Here is a 19,288-nt window from a genome sequence, read left to right as displayed (position 1 = left end):
GACATAGTGAAGTCCTGCATATGCTCATCATGAGAAATCAAACTTTAAAAGTAGTACGATGTGGTTTAAAGAGCGCAAGATAGGCATCAAGCAGCATGACATAACAGATTGTGGAGCAGCATGTTTAGCTTCCATAGCGGCTCATTATGATTTGCAGTTACCTATTGCGCGTATTCGGCAATATGCCTCAACTGACAAGAAAGGAACGAATGTGTTAGGCATGATAGAAGCTGCGGAAGAGTTGGGGTTCACGGCAAAAGGGGTCAAGGGAGAATTTGGAAGTCTATTTGAAATACCAACTCCGGCCGTTGCACATGTTGTAGTCAAAGAAGCCTTACATCACTATGTAGTTATTTATGAAGCAACGGATTCACATATCCTTGTCATGGATCCAATGGATGGGGAACTTCACAAAATTGGTCACCAGGATTTTAAAGAGCAATGGACGGGTGTTTTGGTCCTTCTGATGCCTGAAGAAGATTTCAAACCAGGGAATGAGAAAGTCTCCATATTGAGTCGCCTTTGGTACTTGCTCAAACCACACAAAGAAGTACTACTACAGGCATTATTTGGGGCCGCGATGTTTACTATAATTGGGCTCTCAACGGCCATTTTCGTTCAGCTTATTTTGGACCATGTGATTCCAGACAGTAACGATAATCTCCTCAATCTACTTGGGATCGGGATGGGGGTACTGCTCCTGCTTCAGGTCTTTATCGGGGCAACAAAGACCGTTTTCACACTTAAAACCGGTCAGCTAATTGATGCACGTCTTATCCTTGGCTATTACAAACATCTGTTGAGGCTCCCTCAACGTTTTTTTGACACCATGCGGGTGGGAGAAATTATATCCCGTATCAATGATGCCGTAAAAATTCGAACATTTATCAATGATGTCTCTATCAACCTGGCGGTAAATATTTTTGTCGTACTATTCTCTTTTTGCCTGATGTTTACCTATTTCTGGAAGCTTGGGTTGGTGATGCTGGCTATTATTCCTGCATACGCTCTTGTCTATTTTATAACTAACAAGATCAACAAGAAGACGCAACGCAAGGTGATGGAAAATGCTGCGGACCTTGAATCACAACTCGTGGAATCACTTAATTCGGTAACCACAATTAAACAGTTTGGACTGGAGGATTATGCCAATATTAAAACCGAAAGTCGTTTTGTGAAGTTGCTTAATTCAATTTACCGGTCGGGGTTGAATTCTGTTTTTTCCAGTAACGCTTCAGAATTCACCTCCAGGCTCTTCACCATCCTTCTACTTTGGCTTGGGGCTGCCTACGTTATGGATAATGTAATTACCACCGGAGAATTAATGTCGTTCTATGCCGTCATTGGCTATTTTACTGGTCCTGCTAGCAAGCTGATCGGTATGAATAAAACAATCCAGGATGCGTTGATTGCAGCGGATCGCCTTTTTGAAATTATGGATCTTGAAAAGGAAAGGGAAGGTGATCAAGTAGAATTGACTCCCGAATTAATTGGAGATATACGTTTTGAGGATGTTAAATTTCGCTATGGATCTCGAGTTACGGTGTTTGAAGATTTTGATATTACTATTCCCAAGGGGAAAGTAACGGCTTTTGTGGGAGAAAGTGGATCCGGTAAAACAACAATCATTAATATCTTGCAAAAACTTTATCCGCTTGATGAGGGCCGTGTGTTGATTGGTGATATCAACCTGGAGTATGTAACGAATCGAAGTCTGCGAGATACGATATCTGTAGTCCCACAAGAGATCGATCTCTTTGCCGGTACTGTTATAGACAATATTGCCGTCGGCAAGTTTGAACCAGACATGGAGAAGATTATTGCTATCTGTAAGCAGCTGGGCATCATGGGGTTTATTGAAAACCTGCCGAATGGTTTTGAGACTTACCTGGGTGAAAACGGGGCCAGTCTATCGGGGGGACAGAAACAGCGGATTGCCATTGCACGGGCATTGTATAAGGAACCAGAGATCCTGATCCTTGACGAAGCCACATCTTCATTGGACTCATCATCTGAGCAATACGTACAACGTATGATAGATCTGCTCACTAACCAGGGAAAGACAATTATACTCATCGCACACCGATTAACTACAGTCTTCAAAGCCGACAAAATTTGTGTATTGGATGAAGGTAAGGTTGTTGAACAGGGTGACCACAAAGAATTAATGAAGAGAGAAGACGCATACTATAATCTTTGGCAAAAACAGTTTCCTATTCTGAATGGGAAATCACTTTCTGAATTAAATATCTCAACTTAAACTCATTATACCATGTCATTACGTAAGTATTTATCCAGGATCCGACGACTAGACGCCTTGATACGTCGAAAGAGCACCGGGCCACCAGAGGAGCTCGCGGACCGGCTAGACATCTCTGAGCGCTGGCTATATAAGTTTTTACGGGAGCTAAAGGAAGAATTTGACTGTCCTATTACCTACGATCATTATAAGCAAAGTTATGTTTATGAAGAGCAGGGTAAAATTATTGTAGGCTTTGAAGAACTGACTAATTCTGAAGAAAAACAGTTTGCCGGGGGACAAATAGAAAAAATTGAGTCACTGTATTTATTTCTTCAGTGAAGAGTGATTCGTTATAATTGAGACATATGGCCAATAGAACTAATACCAATTAATGCAAGAAACAAATAAAGATGCGTTTTTTCTTTTTTTTGATGGTCCTAAGAAAGCCGTTGTATTTTTCATCTCATTTATATTGTTCTATTTAGTGTTTTCAAATTGGGACACTATTGAAGAATTTCTTGGTAATTTATTCTAAAATCAGTGCAACTCCGTGGTAACGCCACTGGTCAATATCAGCCGTCCATCAGTGGGTGTTTGACGGGGAGGAGGATCGCTTCGATTCCGATCGGCACCAGGTGAACATCAACGTTTCGCCCGGACTGCGGCTGCACGAGGTGGCCGGCGACATCCCCACCCAGAAGATTACGCCCAGGGATCCGCGTGCCCGTGCTGCGCCACTTCCACGACAATAGGCATATTACAAGCCTACAATAGCCAGCATTTTCGCCTCAAACTCCGGATCTGGGCTCTTCTCGCACCAGTAGTCGGTCTTATGAGGTTTTAAATCCGCCTCCCTGAGAATATGATGAACCATACCTTGGGAGATGCCCACCTGGTCGGCGATACGCTGCTGGGACCAGTTGGTATAGCCGCCGTCGGGTTTCTCGCACGCCTTTTGGATCACCAAAGCCCACTGCTGGGGACTAATTTGGACAGGCACCCCACTGCGGAGCCGATCTTGCAAGCCTGCGAGTCCATCGCTGTGAAATCGTTGCCGCCACTTGTTGACCGAGGTCCGACTCAATCCGATACGGGAGATTATTTGGTCTAAGGTTAGTCCTTGATCGCTCAATAAAATCACTTGAGCACGCTGGGAGCATATTTTTGGATCGTTTGCGAGCGACTCATCACCAGCAATCCCCAACGCTGGGAATCACTCACGGATATCGGTTGGGGTGTTTGTACCATTACCGATAATACGAGGTAATTAGTTTAGTAATTAATTATTCCACTAGACGCCTTGATATGCCGAAAGAGCACCGGGCCTCCAGAGGAGCTCGCGGACCGGCTAGACATCTCTGAACGCTTGCTATATAAGTTTTTACGGGAGCTTAAGGAAGAGTTTGACTGCCCTATTACCTATGTCCATTACAGGCAAAGCTATGTTTATGAGTAGCAGGGTAAAATTATTGTGGGTTTTGAAGAACTGACAAATTCTCAAGAAAAGCAGTTTAACGGGAGAGAAATAGAAAAAAATGAGTCACTGTATTTATTTGTTCAGTGAGAAGTATTTGATTTCTCATAAGTTTATAACATCAACACAAAACATATATTTCTATGAAAGAATTATTTTTGATTAAAAATGAAGTAAAAGAACTTGAACTGCATGAACAAAAAAAAATTAATGGTGGATATCTTATGCCTCCAATAGGTCTTGGTATTATGCTTAGAACTTTTGAATACTATTCGGGAATAGTAGAAGGGTATCAAGATGCTACACAATAACTAAAACTCAAATTAAATCAATATTACTAAATTATGGAATTAATAACCTCAAAAGTTACTGAGTTGCATACCTCTGATTTAAGAAAAATCAATGGTGGTAGTGTGACAAGAGATATTGGCTATATTTTGGGCTATGCTGCCGGAGTTATAGTAAAATCAGTCCGAGGTGCTTATCAACAAGGATATGACTCAGCATGCGGCTGTTAATAGTTATTATTTAATAATAATTTTAAATTAAGAACAATCATTATGAATCCTAAAGTCGATTTGGAATCTCTTGAAGAGTCAGAGCTTAAAAATATTAATGGTGGAATTGGAGTATTAGCTACAATCGGAGCCGTTGCTGGAATATATGCTGCGGTTTTGGCAGGCGCCGCTGCAGTAGGATATGCTGATGGTAAAGCGGATTGTGGTTAATCTATAGTTAAAAACAAGGGTGAGCAACTATGTAAGTTTGCTCACTCTTTCTATTTTATAAACAGAAAATGGATTATCTAGAAAATTTATTTCTTTTCTATCTTCCGATATTTGTATCAAACTTGGGTCTTTTCTTTTTCTTTAATAGAAAAAGAAATAGTAGAAAATCAGGCGAATTTAAGTTCACAAAGTATTCAATGATATGTTGGTCGCTTTTATTATTACTGATTTTTGAATTATTGTATTGGTTTGTTATCCCTGCCTATAATTATGCTAATTAATATTGTTGTTGAAACACCGTCGACCCCAGCCGGCACCAGGTGAACATCAACTTTTCATCCGGTGTATGGCTTCGGGATCTGCCCCGTGAGATCCCCACAGAGAAGATAGAACCCAACGAGCGGGAACCGAAGTTGCGTCACTACTATGACAGTCAAACCGGGAGCCAGGACGAGACCATTACACCCTTGGCCGGGGCCCGCATTACCGGCGCGCTGCTGAAGTTCGATGAGGAGGACCTAAGCCAAGGCGTCTTCTTTTATCAATACCAGCGACGGTAGCGAATGGAGAGTAGGCCAAAAAATGCTGCAGAACAAGCCGTCTGAGCTTATTTTCATGCTTCCCGACCTGTCGCCCGGCCGGAGGTGCAAAGCAACCTCGAGTTTACCACGGAGGTGCGGAAAGGCGCGCTGTCAGAGGAACTAACAGTTCCAGGTTCTTATGCCTCAGGCCTAATGCGATGGGGCAATTCATCGCTTATTATATGCCACAACGGCTCCTTGCCTCCTCTGCCGAAAGGTGGAGGGGGAGTATTTGCTAAAAATCATCAATCCGGTTTTCCTTACTATCTGGATCATCTCCAGATGGTAATCTCATTTCGAAAGGAGAACAGTTTACCGGGGGAGAAATTGGTGTAGCTGTTGGAGTTGGCTTTTACTATGGCGTAAAGGCCCTTACAAACTAAATAATTGTATGTTATTCTCAGGGTAGCAGGCTCACTTTTTGAAAACAGTTGAAATATATTCCAACCATGGACAACAATAGATATTCAGTACAAATTGGATCTCTTTCGTTTAGTGGAAAATCGATCGGGTATATAATCTCTGGCTTTTTTTTGCTTGGATTGCTTGCCGGGTTGCTTAGCATTATTCACGTCGACAATCCAGCAACTCCATTCTGGGTTACCCTTCCTCTTTTCTTCGCCAATATCATTCCGGTTGTATTTGTTGTTAAGGGGATTAGAAAAGCCAAAGAAGTTAGTTAGATGTTGAACGCTAAGCCCAACGTTTGAAGGCCTAAAGTCGTAAGTCTTTTTCTTGCCAGTCCACTTGTCAGGCAGAAATGCTTCCGATTTCCATCTATCTATTGCTGTAAAACCTGAAGTCAACGCAATGGAATGCAACTATGCTGATCATCCCCCAAGCCCCCACTCCTTCGTTAAAACTACTGAGTGCATGCTTCGGATAACACCCCATGCTTTTCACCAATGATTTGCCCAAAGGGGGACTCAATCTTACTAGTTATACTGCTCGTTTCTGAAACATTTTTTAATTCTTCATCCCGCCCTTCGAAATTTTTGTTGACCAAAGTGCCCGAAACCGAAGCGTTAAGAAACCATTTGTGTCTGAGGTCCGCGTATCTCAGCGGATCGAGTTAAATGGTTTTAGCGTAGGAGAAGGAAACGCAACAAAAATTTCATCATGCGGCGATTTTTTTCGTTCATTTTTTTATCGCTAAAAAAATGGACAACACTACAGGATGAAGACTCTCCCTGTCCTCTCCGAGCAACTCCCCATCCCACCGCCAGTACAACAGCCTTCGCCGGAAAACCCGGCCGCCCAGTAAGCATATTACCCCCGTTTCCACCCCCGAAATAAAAAAAATTAAATTTTTTTGTAAGGAATCGCCTTCTCGTCGGTCTATATAGTAGAGAGTCCACAAAACGTGGTTCTCATCAAGTAGATGGGGGTACCGATTCACACATTATTCTTTCACTCCGGTAGCGGCACGCGGTATGCCCACAGAGAGGCCGCAGTGACCGGCTAATTTTCAAAAAAAAAGACAACCATTATTATGTCTTTAGAATATTATCTCAGAGAGAACACGATAACCGATGACCCGGACGACTATATGGCGGTCAGCCAGAGTCCGGATACCTACACGCTGGAGGACGTCTTCGAGCATATGACGCGTGAGGGCTCCACCATCACCAAAGCCGAGGCGTTGGCCGGTTTTGAGGAGGTCACCCAGGGGATTATCAACCTGCTGGCGCAGGGCAACTCCGTGGTAACGCCACTGGTCAATATCAGCCCGTCCATCAGCGGGGTGTTTGACGGGGACGAGGATCGCTTTGACCCCGACCGGCACCAGGTGAACATCAACTTTTCATCCGGCGTGCGGATGCGCGATCTGCCCAGTGAGATCCCCACAGAGAAGATAGAACCCAAAGAGCGTGAACCGAAGTTGCGTCATTTCCACGCAGCAGCCATGAATTTTGTAAATCTCGGCGACGGCGTGCTGGTAGGAGAAGAGTACCTCGTCCTGACTGGCATAGACTGTGTAGTCAGGAAAAAGCTTCTCAAGAAAAGTGTCCCAGTTGGTTGTGATGATGCCGTCTACCGTTACGCGCCGTAGGGCGTCTACCTCCTCTTCATACTCGTCCGGAACTGATGCTAAATCGGCGAGTTCGCGCATATACTCGGCAATCTGGAATTTGAGCGGCGAACTTTTAGTCGTGCATTCTGCCTTCAGATCCTCGCGCTGTTCGGCGTAGTCATCATGCTGCCACCACACTTCATAAAACTCTTCAGCGATGAGTGAGGCAACCGTCGGCAGTTTGCTTCCAGCCTGCGCCGCGTAGTATTCGTAGTCGCGGTTGGTCAGTTTGGCGAAATGCCGCAGAGTGCCCTCCCAGTCGTCCAAACCAATGTAGCGCCGAGAGAGGCCGGAGCCTATGAAGAGAAAGGGAGCGGTCTCAACTTCGTTGAACTTGTCAAGTAGGGTGTTGCGTAGTGCAGCATCTTCCATTGTATTATATGTTTTCGTAGTTCAACATTTTGTCGGTTCAAGGCAGTGCGGTCAAATCTCTATCAGTTGCCTCTACAATCGTAATTTCTGCCCCGCCAATACCGGAAGTCGGTTATCGGCGTGGAAGCTTCACGGGCCTATGAACACACGAGTCGACTAAAGAACCATACACTGGAGACTCGTTGCCAAGCACTATAACTTGCAGTTATAGCAAATAACCCATTAGATAAGAATGTTATCCAGCAGGCGATAACATACGCCAAGGTGAAGGTAGGGTTTGGTTCTTTAACTGTATTATAGTCCGAGCTTATGTCAAACCAGTTGATATAACATGTTGACATAATATTCATCCTGCTTATCTCATTTGTTGCTCTCATCACCTGACGAAACTCTATTTAATAAAGAGGAGCGGGAAAGACAAACTGGGGGAATTAAGAATGAAGAATGAAAAATTAGGAATTAAGAATTGTTGGGGATTATAGCTTAACAGTTCTGGCTTCCAAGGGCTGAGAAATATTGGCGCTGAGAGATGGGATTTCGCCAATCTCCCCCAGCCGTGAAACTATAATAGAAAAACCCTTCAAACCTCAGGGAGAAAGTGCACAACATGGTGGAAGAAGCAAAGGGCAAGGGTCGGGGGTGCCCACCTGATTTTATTACTTAACTTTCCAAAGTATATATAAGTACCTTTACCTACCCAGGTTCAAAATCTACCGTGATCGCCTTTACTCAAGCCTTTTAAACTTTGCGGTCCAATTCCAATCTTCTCCTTCATCAGACAAGACCAGCATATCATTCTCAAATCTATATTGGAACGTATCAGATTCACCTTCCATAAAATTAGGCCATAAAGCCACCATCGGCTTAGTGGTAATACTTGAACCTTTAACTTCATAAGTTCCTGAATTCGCAATGAAGGGCATGAAAATAGATCGCATTTCTTCATCACTTATTGATGACCGGGTAGCGTCCTTTTTCATCAGAGGCCTGGCCTTTTCTCCCGTTACAAGCATTATACTATAGTATCCATCAAGGAAAATGTATAGACTTGGTTGAAGATCCTTTAATTCCCAGTCACCATCTTCAGAATTATTTCCCCAAGCTTCAGTTGCTTGCCAGGCACCATTTAAATCATCTTGTGCCCATACATTAGTTACGTTGAATTGCAGGCATAAGCAGATGGCCAAAGCAAAATACATAATACTAACCAAGTTCTTCATGACTACCCTCCTTGTTAATTAAACCATTACCGGTTCCCGTGAACCGGATAATGTTAACGGTTGTGTTTTGCATGTTTCAGCTGAATGAAACGTCTCTCTTGATGAATCAGAAAGCTTGAAACTATCTGCTATAATCTGGTTTTGGTGCAAGATAACCTTGCAGCGTTTCAGGGCCGTTTATTTAGCGTTTATTGATAAGTTTTTTACAATTGTTAGTTGAATTAAACCCTATCGATCCCGGCCGGTCATCGTTTTAAACCTATTATCCTTCATTATCCCCTTTAGTATGGGGGAAGTCTGAATTGAAGACATTGCACCGCCTCCCGTCACCGTCAAAGCATTTGATAACTGATCCAGTGCTTCTTCACGCTTCCCGAGGTTCTCATATGTTATTGCAGCAAATAAATTGACTGTCATATCATAAAGCTCAAGCTCTATTGCTCGATTGGTATACTCGAGTGCCTTTGTTGTATCTCCAATATGCGAATAAAAGGATCCCACTTTAGAAATTAGCCCTGCATGGTCCGGGTTGTCTATAAGCGTTTCTTCAGCTGCTTCAATAGCCTTTTTGTAATAGTTCTGGGCCTTGTCTTTTAGCTCTGGTGTCATTGCACAGGCCAATGCTAATCGTTCCCAAAGCCACTGGGGCGAATAGTGAGGGTTTAGTTCGACTAATTTTTTATAGTAATAAGCGGCATCGGCATACCGCTGTTGTACATAAGCGATATGTGCCCAATTCGCTATGGTGGCTAAAGATGAATCAATGGCAAATGCCTTTTCAAACATTATTTCTGCTTTCTCACGGTCTCCTTTCCTACTTAAAGCGGCCCCTGTATGGGTATATCCCGTAGAGATATGGGGAGCGAGATCAATTACATGCTGGTACTGTTTTAAAGCATCAGTATGGCGATTCTGTTTCAGGTAAAAGTAACCAAGGTGGTGATATGCTGGCCAGAAATCAGGTTTTAGGGTAATAGCTTCCTTATATGTTGCTTCAGCCAAGTTTAATTGCCCCATTTCATTGTAAGTAGCAGCCACATTAGTATATGTAATGAAGGTAGTTGTCTTGTTGGGGACCAAGTCCACGGCTTCTTTAAAATTATTTATTGCTTTAGCATATTCTCCCATTTCCTTATGAATAAATCCTCTGGTAATTTTAATTTTTCCCTGGTTACCAGTTCGTTTTTCGGCTTTATCTAAATATATATTGGCTCTTTCAAGCGCCTTTTCATCCTGCAGTTCTTTGTGTCTGTACAAATAGCTTTTGCCAAGAGCCCAATAAGCCAGGCCAAAGGAGCCATCCTCCTCGATAGCCCTTTTAAATAGCATTGTAGCATAATCAATATGCTCCTCAGACAAGGTCCTCTGAAGGTATGCCGTCCCCCTCAAGTAATAGTTATAGGCAGACGGATTCGCAGGGAAATCTTTGGCAATCGCCTGTTTTATGGCAGTGTCCTGTTTGACATCCACCATTTCAAGAACGGCGTCCACTGCATTTTTTTGAAGGGAAATAAAATTGTTGGAAGAAATTTCTAAATTTATTGAATCGAGTACAGTACCATCTCGCGTATCATTAAGTCGTAACGTTAGGCTGGGTGGAAAGCGTTGTAAGCTCCCCGTAATGGTAAAATGGACTCCAAAGATTCGGTTTGCTTCGCCTGAAGACGTTATCTTGTACAAATTTATATAATGGTAGGGAATAACAGAGAAGCTGGAATGGTAAAGTTCGGTTGAAGAAAGCTTTTCTGACAACACTTCCGTAAAACCGTCAGCTACTAACTGGTGCAGCGTATCATGGGGCGCGCTTTGAATGGGAAGAACGGCAAGTGAGATATCGGGAGGTGGGGCGTCTGGCAGGTAAAGGATTCCAACAATGGCTAGCAATAATATCAGAATTCCCGAAGACAAGTATGGCCTGTTGCTTACAATTTTGAGGATGCCAGGTTCGCTATTACCATCCGTTATCCCGTCCTTATTTGACGAGTTATGAATTTTTGCACCCTCTTCTAGATTAGAATCATTTTCTGAACTCAATGATTTGGTGTTATTCGAGTTGCCATCTTGGTTACGTTTGCTATACCCATTGCCTGCATCGGAGCCGTTGCAAAGATGCTGGCGGTAAAGTTGCTTGGTTTCCTCTGATGGGTCAACATCAAGTTCTCCTTGTAAAACCTTAACGCATTCCCGGTAGGTCTGCAGAGCACTGGAGTGGTTGTTATTTTTGATTTGGAGTTGAAGGAGCTCACGCCAGGCGTTTTCATTAAGATCGTCAAATGCAACTCGTATTTGAGCCACCTGGATGGCATCTTCAAGTGTTCCTGTTTCTTCCAACAGGTTAATCAAATCTTTTAAGGCTTCGTCGTATGATCGCTGCAACTGGTGGCGGGGTTGTTCAATCCATCGCTCATAGCACTCCGGTAACAGGGGACCGCTGTAAAGGTAAATCGCCTTTTTCAGGAATTTGATTTTCTGTGTGGGATCGGCATGGTTCTCAGATTTCGTAATGCAATATTCAAATTCAGTAACATCCAAAGAAAATGCACTTTCGGTGTTCCATTGCAATGTGGTGTTATCAATAGCTAAAAAGTGGTCTGCATCTGGGAGGGTTCCTCGCAACTGGTAGATAAGATTGCGAAGATTGGTACGGGCCTGCTCTTCTGTACTGTCAGGCCAGAATAAAAACGCTATATGTTCTCGGGAGTGTCTTAATTCTAAATGAAAAAGCAAGTATGCAAGCAGCTGCTTGAGGCGGGATGACGTTATGTTTATCGGCTCCCCCTTGTAGCTAAGGTGAAAACCTCCCAACAACTTGATATGCAACTCTCCCTGATTTTGCATGTAACTGATAGAATTATGTCAAAAAGCATTTATTACATATAACTAAATAAATATTAAGTATTTACGCCATTTTTTATCGAGTGCTTTTACCTTTCGTTATACCTTTTCGATAACATGAGAGTTCACTAGTTAATAAAGAGTACCGGGAAACCTGCACGGGGGGATTAAAAATGAAAAATTAGGAATGAGGAATTTGTCATGAAGTGGTCCCCCTTTAGGCAAGGATTTTTAAGAAGCAATGTTGGAGTCCGAAGGGGGGGGATGATTAGCAAGTTCATTTGGTTCTGCTTTGACCTTCTTCCGGCGGATTTTCCTCATCGAAAAATGAAAGGCACAAGGGGAAGCGATCTCCAGGTTTATAAAGTAGATGGAGGTGTTTGTGGGTTCCCGGCATTTGCCAATGGTGGTTCAATTCAGTAGCCTATATTATATTTTCTGTCTCATAGCATTGCCGTTGATACTAATCAAGAATCTGTCCCATGATCAAAAAAATATTGGTTTTGTCCTGCCTTGCCTTGGTAATCTCACAATGTGAACCCGCCGAAGACAGTACCGGTGCTCAATTTGAACAGCTCCTCGAGAACTATTATGAAGAGGGGGTACGCCTTGATCCCATAGAAGCAATGAGCTTTGGCGACGCCCGGTACACGGATCGTTTTCCCAACCTGCTGTCGCAGGATTATGCCGACAGTCTCCGGGAGTACTACAGAACCTACAGGGAAAAGGTGTCCGCATTCGAGGATGCGCAGTTAAACGAGACCCAGCGGATGTCGAAAGCGGTGTTGGAATGGGAATGCACCATCAACCTTGAGACCCTGGAATTCGACAAATACCGGTATCTGCCCATCGACCAGATGTGGTCTGTCAACCTGTATATGGGTCAGCTTGCAAGCGGTACCAATGCGCAGCCGTTTAACTCGGTGGAAGATTACCGGAACTGGCTTTCGCGTGTGGACGAGTACCTGGAGTGGCTGCAAACGGCCGAAGCAAATATGCGGGAAGGAATGAAAAAAGGATATGTGCTCCCCAAATCCCTGATACGAAAAGTGATTCCACAAATGGAGGCGATGACGGGTAATGGCGGCGATGTGGAAAACCACCTGTTTTACAGCCCGGTGGAACAGTTTCCCGATGATTTTTCAGACCAGGAAAAGGATGAGCTGAGGGCTGCCTATCGTGACACGATAACCAACAAAATTATTCCTGCCTACAGGGAACTGCATGACTTTATGCAAAATGAATACCTACCTGCAGGCCGGGAAACCAGCGGCATTGCCGGCATTCCCAACGGTGAAGCGTATTACCGGCACCAGATCAAAAAGTACACGACCACCGATATGACGGCGGATGAGATTCATCAACTGGGCCTGGATGAGGTGAAACGTATTAGCGCCGAAATGGAAAAAGTTAAAGAGCAGATCGGTTATGAGGATGACCTGCAGTCCTTTTTCGACTATGTGCGCACGAACCCGGAGTTGATGCCCTATGATAGCCCGGATGAAGTGATCGCCCATTTCCAGGAGATACACGACCGGGTAAAACCCAACGTTGACTCTCTTTTTAGTGTCAAGCCCGAGACGCCGTTCGAAATACGCCGCACAGAAGCCTTCCGCGAGAAATCGGCAAGTGCTGAATACAACCCGGGGTCGATGGACGGGACTCGTCCCGGTATCTTCTATGTCCCGGTTCCCAACGCCTCCGAGTATAATGTGTATGGGGACGAGTCGCTGTTTTTACACGAGGCCATTCCCGGCCACCACTACCAGATTTCGCTGACGCAGGAGAACGACCAGCTTCCGGAATTCAGAAAAGCCCTCTGGTACAGCGGCTACGGGGAAGGATGGGCGCTGTATGCTGAATCGCTTGGAAAGGAACTGGGATTGTATACCGATCCGTACCAGTACTTTGGGATGCTGAGTGCTGAGATGCACCGAGCTATCCGTTTGGTGGTAGATACGGGATTGCACAGCAGAGGATGGACCCGCGAGCAGGCCATACAGTATTCCCTGGATCATGAAGCGGCATCGGAAGCGGGCATCACTTCAGAAATTGAACGGTATATGGCGAACCCCGGCCAGGCTCTTTCTTATAAAATAGGCCAGATAAAAATTCGTGAACTTCGCGAAAAAGCCCGTACCCGGCTTGCCGATGAGTTTGACATCCGTGCCTATCACGCCGAGGTGCTCGAGACCGGCTGCATACCACTTTCATTGCTTGAAGAGAAAATCAATAACTGGATTGCAGAAAATGAATAGGGGAACGAAACTAAAGCTAGGAATGAAGAATTGCTGGAGATTATTCCCCTTTGGCTTGGTCACGACAGTGGGCGGACATGGCCCTGACCACGCTGGTGATTACAACAATCAGAAATGTTCCAAAGCAAGCCTCGCTTTTATAGCAGGTTAGAACAACATCTAGGATTTTCTGGTGAGTTTTTTAGGTTCGTTTTTTCCTCATCGAAAAAATGAATGGCACAATGAGAGAAAGGCTGTCATCGCGAGGAGGCGTCTTTGATAGTAGCCGGCTCCATATTGAAGTCGACGTGGCGATCTCCCGACCTGATTTTTGTTCATACTATTAGGAGATTGCCACGAGATTGCTCCCGATGGTCACTGAATCCCTCGCAATGACAGTTTTTATCTCGAACTCAGGTTTAAAGCTTTCTATTTTCCCTATGAACCCCTCTCAAGAAAACTGATCTCAAAAATCAGCTTTTAGTTTTACTGAAGTTTAACACTTACCACATTAGAGCTTGCCTGTGACGCATTGGGAGAATTAATCGTATGCGCCTGTATTCTGTATTCTCCCCAAACCGGGAACGTGCCGGGGTGATTCTTAGGCAGATGGTCTGGGTCCTGTTCAACGAGTCGTGCATTTTCATCCTGCATTTTCTCCGGGGAGAATCGGTGAGAAAACTGGCCATTTACCCCGGTGGATACCACTGCACTATTACGGAATCCAAATTGATCGGTATAGTCGATACGAACACGCTCATTATCCATCGGTGGCGTTAAGTTGCCTGTAACATAAGCGGTTCGCCCTTCACTCTCGGCCTGAATCTCAATGGAGGCTCGTCGTTTGGGGGTTACGCTCATCGTAATACCCCCGATCGGGAACGCCCATGATGCAGGATAGGTATTGGGGCTGACTTTATCCGCGTACATCCGCGGGACATCGCCTTGTAGGCTAATATCAGTCGTCATTCCAATTTTTCTTCTAAACTCTGTGTACCACCCATAGTCTTCGGTTGGAATAATCATTATCGGGAAGGAGCGTTCTTGTTTGGGATCCAACCAGACCCAGCGATGGGGGTAGTGGACGGAGTATCCCATAGGTACCCGGGAAGTGCGTAGGTGTACGCATACTCGCTTGTCCAATGGGTTTCGAACAGCTACCGGCATTCTCACAGGCGACGGAACGCTGGAGGCAGGGGCTTCAAAATCAAAGACATTTTCCTGGGCCGCATTGTTGCCTCCGGTAATCTCCCCCAACTGGTGTTGCACATATACCTTCAGGCAGGTATGGCGATCTACAACTGGTACCCAGTTTACATAAATGTCCTCAAAATCATCCGCCGTGATCGATGATATGGTTTCGGTCTTAAGTGGACTCCAATTCCCATTATCACCGACCCCGGGAGGTTCTACCGAGTAAAACGTGACCTTCACGTCACTGGCGTCGTCGGCCCCATCATTGTGGATTCGGGAATAAAATCGGTTGATTTCGGCCGGTCGCGGCTTGTCCCCGTTTCCTTTCGGGCGTCCCTCGCTATCGTTCGACTTATCGTAACTGCCGTACGGGTCACGATCCACCCATATGTCGGGCGTCTGCCAGTTGCTGTCCCACGGTTCGAGGTTCAGATCGAACCTTCCGTCCGGGTCATCAGATATTTCCTGTGCCCATTCCACCTTCACCGAGCAAACCAGCGGTCGGCTTGCAACCCCGTCATCTTCAACACTAATGGTCAACGCCCGGGCGGGATCTACCGCCGTTTCCCCGTTCTTAAGAACGACGGGATCGTGCAGGAGCGTGATGAATCGAGTTTGTTGATTGATATTAATAGTATCCGTTAATACCCGAGTTACTATAACCCCTCCGTCATTGGGCGCAGATCCTACCGGTATGGAGTCATCAAATATTTGGGAGGTACTCCCGGGACGCTGGCGCACTTCGATGTAATAAAACAACCCTTCGGCAACTTTAATTTTCACCAGGTGGCAACGGTCGGCGGCGGTATTAATACTCAGACCGTGGGCGACGATTTCAATTTCATTGGAGGTAGGGTTGCGGTCCCAGTTCAGCGTTCGAATATGTTCGGGATCGGACGTATCATAATATCCGAGCTGCTCCATATAATAACCAGAAAACAAGGGATGGTCGTCATGAAATCCCATCATCTCAAAATCTGCAGCGGTGGCCTCACTTGAGTCAATAAGATCCGAGCTGTACACATCCTCTCCCAGGGTCACCCCGCCGATGCGGTCGGTAACGGACGCTCCGGATTGATCCAGCAGGTTATGGGCAAATTCGTGGGCACAACGGCCCCAGTCGGCTTCCTCCCCGATCACAAAAAGGGGCAAGGGATCATCCAGGGTAATATCGATGTCCAACCCGGCCGAACTGTTTTCATAGGCAAAGTTTTGCCGGCTAAACCCGCCCCAGGCCCGTATGAAGGTACCATTCAGGTTAATCACACAGGCCATCATGTCGTAATCATTGAGGTCATAGCCATCGTCTTCGGCTGCTTGCGCAGCTTCGGCCATAAGGCGATCGATGACACCCCAGTCAATATTGGGATACCCGGCCTCGCTATTGGCTTTGTAGTAGGTGGCTTGGTTGCCTGAAAGCTCATGCCAGCTGGATAGGATATCAATATCTACAGTCAGGTCGTTAAAACTGGCCTGATCGTAGAAGGTGGTTACATCATCCCAAATGTCGATAATATCTTGTCGTAGGTTTGTGGGATTGGCCGGCGTCTGATCACTGGGGTAGACAATGGAGACCAGGACTTTTGCCGTTCCGGTCGGGGATACATTCCCCGCCGCTCCCGGGGCTCCGGTACCAGAAAAGTATATTGGGGGACCATCTTCTCCAGCCCCAGCGTTGGGATATGGTAATACCGTGAAATCCGGGCCTGTGGCCGTGTTCCCGTCGACTGTCACTTCAACAGCGCCTGTCTGGGTTCCCGTCTGAACTATAGCCTTGATCTCCGTAGTCGAGGCCTTAACAACCTCCGCTTCCACGCCATTGAATGTAACCTTGTTATCTTCTCGGGTTTCCGAAAACCCAGATCCCTGGATGGCTACCAAGGTCCCCCGGTACCCCTTGTCAGGAGATATCAAACTTATAGAAGGACCCACAGGTGGAGAGGGAGGGGCACCACCCCCAAAGAGGCGTCTGATTAACCGTAAAATTGCTTCCCAAATGCGACGAAAAAATCCATACTCCTCTTCTGGCACATTATTGGACATATTTACTCCCTGTTTCTCTCAATTTTGGTTTGCATTGGCAGGTCGCTCTATTGTAACCTAAGACTTACAATAATTTTGGTCTTTTTCACTACCTAATTTTTCAATGCTCACATTTTAGCCCCCTCTATAATGTTATGTGCAATTAGATTGGCAGGTTTACCTGTAGGTCCAACGACTTTTTAATTCGAGATCATGTTAGTTCTAATAGTCCCGGCTGCACGACTGTAATCGATATGAATGAACCACTACAAATACTACGGTTCAGTTTCAAGCCCAGGGGGGTATCTTATATATAAGCGCCCCCCAGGGCAAGGCAATTTTGCATAACTTTTCGGGCAGATCCTGGGTCAACGCTGGGGGTACTTCGGGAGGTTCATTTCCGGAAGAAGCGGGTCTCCAGACCTCACTGGCCCCCGTTAAGAAACTACTTTATCGTTGACTCTATTTATATCAATTAGATTTTGATATTAATCATTATACATCTGATGACTATGACATTGAGCGATAAAGCCAATTTTAATTTTGGCTTAATCGCCATTAGCACATGATCCGATTTCATCACCGTGTTCAATATGGTCACTAGCGGAGAGGTAGCCTATTGAGAGCGTGTTGCTTTTACCACTAGGAGATTGATGGCAGACGTTTATCTTAGATTTGAATTCGATCACCCGGGGCCCGGTTATTCCTCCAACACCGTTTGACACAAATTCATCTATAAATTCGCCCGTATTACCGTCGTAGCGAAGTATGTTACCATCCCCGGCAACTCCCGAACTATTTGCTACGTAGAGGTTGCTATCAGGTCCAAAAACTAAGCCTACAGGCACATGCAGTCCACCACTGCCCACTGGCACAAAAACATCAATAAATTCCCCTGTATTTCCGTCATAGCGAAGAACTTGGTGTTGCACATTGTCAGTAACATATAATTTTCCATCATTACCAAAGACAACTCCATTGGGACTGACGAGACCACCGCGCCCTTTGGGAATAAACACATCGATGAAGGCTCCGGTAGTTCCATTGTAACGGAAAATTCTACCAGTCTCCGTACTGGTCACATATAGATTGCCGTCGGGCCCAAACACAAAAAGTTGAGGATCGAAAAATGGAGGCGAAGGGTCACCTTCCAGATCGATGAACTCATCGATAAAGGCGCCAGTGGTTCCGTTATAGCGAAGAATTTTTTCAGTGACTAATTCGCCCACATATAGATTCCCATCCGGTCCGAAAACTGTAATCAGTGGTAAATTTAGTCCCCCGCTTCCCGCTGCAACAAATTCATCGATGAACTCACCTGTTATCCCATTATAGCGAAGAACATTACCCGTACCTGGGCTTGACACATAAAGGTTTTCATCGGGTCCGAATGTTATGCAGCATGAGCCGTTGAGCCCATTATTACCCTCCGGTATGAATTCATCAATGAAGTCACCGTTCGAAGCTTTGTAACGAAGTATTGCATTCGCAGGATCCCCGGGAGTAAAATTTCCAACAATTAGAGCAGCATCTTCGATGGAGTTTGAAGTGGCTGAATATAAGAAATTATGATGGCTGGACGATTCCGTCTTATTTGGTTTATCATCTTGATCACTGAACGATGTGAGTGAATCTTGATCAGTACAGCCTGCAGCAAGAATAAATATTAGGAGCAGTCCAAAACACTTATTCGAAAATAAGATCGATCTACATTTAATTGATTTTGATCTGGATCGTTTCATGATAGCCTCCGATTATTTGTTTTTTATTGATGAACCTGGAATGGTTCCAATACTCATAAGCTAATCGAGAGGCGTTTTTATATCGTTTATATACCGTTTTCAAAGTGACAATGCATCTGCTAAATCCAAGTTGTTTTTGGAAATTTTGGACTTAGCTAGCAAACCAGAACAGACAAAATTGAATGGTGACTGAGTGCTCTTTAAAAGTCTGGAAAATTCATGTCATCTAGTAGTGACTGAAAACGTGGTTCAGCACTTATATAATCAAACATCCACTTATTGGCTTTTATCCAAACTATCGACACATCGCGCTCCTCGTAGGCCTTTTCCAGCCAGTCGAGTGCTTCATCGTATTCCCCGAGTCCTATATACACGTATGCAAATGCTGCAGGAGGTACATAGGAGCGTTTATTAACTTCATTAAGGTATGAAAGTATTGACCGTGCTTCTTTTGTCAGACCTACTTTCCCATAGAGAAATCCCTTAAAGCCCATGGCTGATGATGATACTTGCTCATTTCCCTGATCGACTTCTTGCATATGCATAATCGCCTTTTCGAATTTTTTT

At 45.0% G+C, this 19,288-nt stretch carries 15 protein-coding genes and 1 pseudogene; 9 read left to right on the top strand and 7 right to left on the bottom strand.

Translation table 11 applies throughout. From position 1 onward, the window contains the following. The first annotated feature begins 58 nt into the window (after positions 1–58). Both NC796_RS00490 and NC796_RS00485 read left to right on the top strand, forming a co-directional pair. Entirely contained in the window at positions 59–2,260 is a 2,202-nt protein-coding gene (locus NC796_RS00490; protein WP_310681182.1) for a peptidase domain-containing ABC transporter, read from the top strand. A 12-nt stretch (positions 2,261–2,272) separates the two neighbouring features. Continuing rightward, positions 2,273–2,581: a hypothetical protein gene (locus NC796_RS00485; RefSeq protein WP_310681181.1), complete on the top strand. Its 309-nt coding sequence runs from the start codon at positions 2,273–2,275 to the stop codon at positions 2,579–2,581. A gap of 418 nt (positions 2,582–2,999) precedes the next feature. Here NC796_RS00485 and NC796_RS00480 read toward each other — a convergent pair whose 3' ends face one another. Continuing rightward, entirely contained in the window at positions 3,000–3,383 is a 384-nt protein-coding gene (locus NC796_RS00480; RefSeq protein WP_310681180.1) for a helix-turn-helix domain-containing protein, read from the bottom strand. Between the two features lie 476 nt (positions 3,384–3,859). Here NC796_RS00480 and NC796_RS00475 point away from each other — a divergent pair, with 476 nt between their 5' ends. From NC796_RS00475 to NC796_RS26700, 6 genes and pseudogenes are all read left to right on the top strand, one after another. Beyond that, the gene (locus NC796_RS00475) at positions 3,860–4,027 is read left to right on the top strand and encodes a hypothetical protein (RefSeq protein WP_310681179.1); all 168 of its coding nucleotides are present in this window, start codon (positions 3,860–3,862) and stop codon (positions 4,025–4,027) included. 33 nt (positions 4,028–4,060) lie between these two features. Next, on the top strand, positions 4,061–4,234 hold the full coding sequence (locus NC796_RS00470) for a hypothetical protein (RefSeq protein ID WP_310681178.1): 174 nt from the start codon (positions 4,061–4,063) through the stop codon (positions 4,232–4,234). A 42-nt stretch (positions 4,235–4,276) separates the two neighbouring features. Next, on the top strand, positions 4,277–4,444 hold the full coding sequence (locus NC796_RS00465) for a class IIb bacteriocin, lactobin A/cerein 7B family (RefSeq protein WP_310681177.1): 168 nt from the start codon (positions 4,277–4,279) through the stop codon (positions 4,442–4,444). Between the two features lie 320 nt (positions 4,445–4,764). Continuing rightward, positions 4,765–5,004, top strand: a complete 240-nt coding sequence (locus NC796_RS00460) for a DUF4469 domain-containing protein (RefSeq protein ID WP_310681176.1) — start codon at positions 4,765–4,767, stop codon at positions 5,002–5,004. A 470-nt stretch (positions 5,005–5,474) separates the two neighbouring features. Next, positions 5,475–5,708, top strand: a complete 234-nt coding sequence (locus NC796_RS00455; protein ID WP_310681175.1) for a hypothetical protein — start codon at positions 5,475–5,477, stop codon at positions 5,706–5,708. 809 nt (positions 5,709–6,517) lie between these two features. Continuing rightward, positions 6,518–6,868 (top strand): annotated as a pseudogene (locus NC796_RS26700) (DNA-binding domain-containing protein); the annotation flags it as partial. Here NC796_RS26700 and NC796_RS26695 read toward each other — a convergent pair. The 3 genes from NC796_RS26695 to NC796_RS00440 form a co-directional block, all read right to left on the bottom strand. Beyond that, on the bottom strand, positions 6,830–7,138 hold the full coding sequence (locus NC796_RS26695) for an SIR2 family protein (protein ID WP_409070335.1): 309 nt from the start codon (positions 7,136–7,138) through the stop codon (positions 6,830–6,832). The pseudogene NC796_RS26700 and the gene NC796_RS26695 overlap by 39 nt on opposite strands. A gap of 1,058 nt (positions 7,139–8,196) precedes the next feature. Then, positions 8,197–8,691, bottom strand: a complete 495-nt coding sequence (locus NC796_RS00445; RefSeq protein WP_310681173.1) for a lipocalin-like domain-containing protein — start codon at positions 8,689–8,691, stop codon at positions 8,197–8,199. 228 nt (positions 8,692–8,919) lie between these two features. Further along, a complete protein-coding gene (locus tag NC796_RS00440) occupies positions 8,920–11,529 on the bottom strand; it encodes a BTAD domain-containing putative transcriptional regulator (RefSeq protein WP_310681172.1) in 2,610 nt (869 codons plus the stop codon). A gap of 479 nt (positions 11,530–12,008) precedes the next feature. Between NC796_RS00440 and NC796_RS00435 the strand changes: the two genes are divergently transcribed. Further along, positions 12,009–13,784, top strand: coding sequence for a DUF885 domain-containing protein (locus NC796_RS00435; protein WP_310681171.1), 1,776 nt, complete (start codon positions 12,009–12,011; stop codon positions 13,782–13,784). A gap of 465 nt (positions 13,785–14,249) precedes the next feature. On the opposite strand, the gene NC796_RS00430 is transcribed toward NC796_RS00435, so the two are convergent. From NC796_RS00430 to NC796_RS00420, 3 genes are all read right to left on the bottom strand, one after another. Next, entirely contained in the window at positions 14,250–17,000 is a 2,751-nt protein-coding gene (locus NC796_RS00430; protein WP_310681170.1) for an IPT/TIG domain-containing protein, read from the bottom strand. Between the two features lie 527 nt (positions 17,001–17,527). After that, on the bottom strand, positions 17,528–18,721 hold the full coding sequence (locus tag NC796_RS00425) for a hypothetical protein (protein WP_310681169.1): 1,194 nt from the start codon (positions 18,719–18,721) through the stop codon (positions 17,528–17,530). Between the two features lie 200 nt (positions 18,722–18,921). Then, the gene (locus NC796_RS00420; protein ID WP_310681168.1) at positions 18,922–19,260 is read right to left on the bottom strand and encodes a hypothetical protein; all 339 of its coding nucleotides are present in this window, start codon (positions 19,258–19,260) and stop codon (positions 18,922–18,924) included. Between the last annotated feature and the right edge of the window lie 28 nt (positions 19,261–19,288).

This window comes from Aliifodinibius sp. S!AR15-10 (assembly GCF_031569985.1).
Taxonomy (GTDB): domain Bacteria; phylum Bacteroidota; class Rhodothermia; order Balneolales; family Balneolaceae; genus JAMQKA01.
Note: the sequence above shows the minus strand (reverse complement) of the source record. Positions and strands in the feature narration are given on the sequence as shown.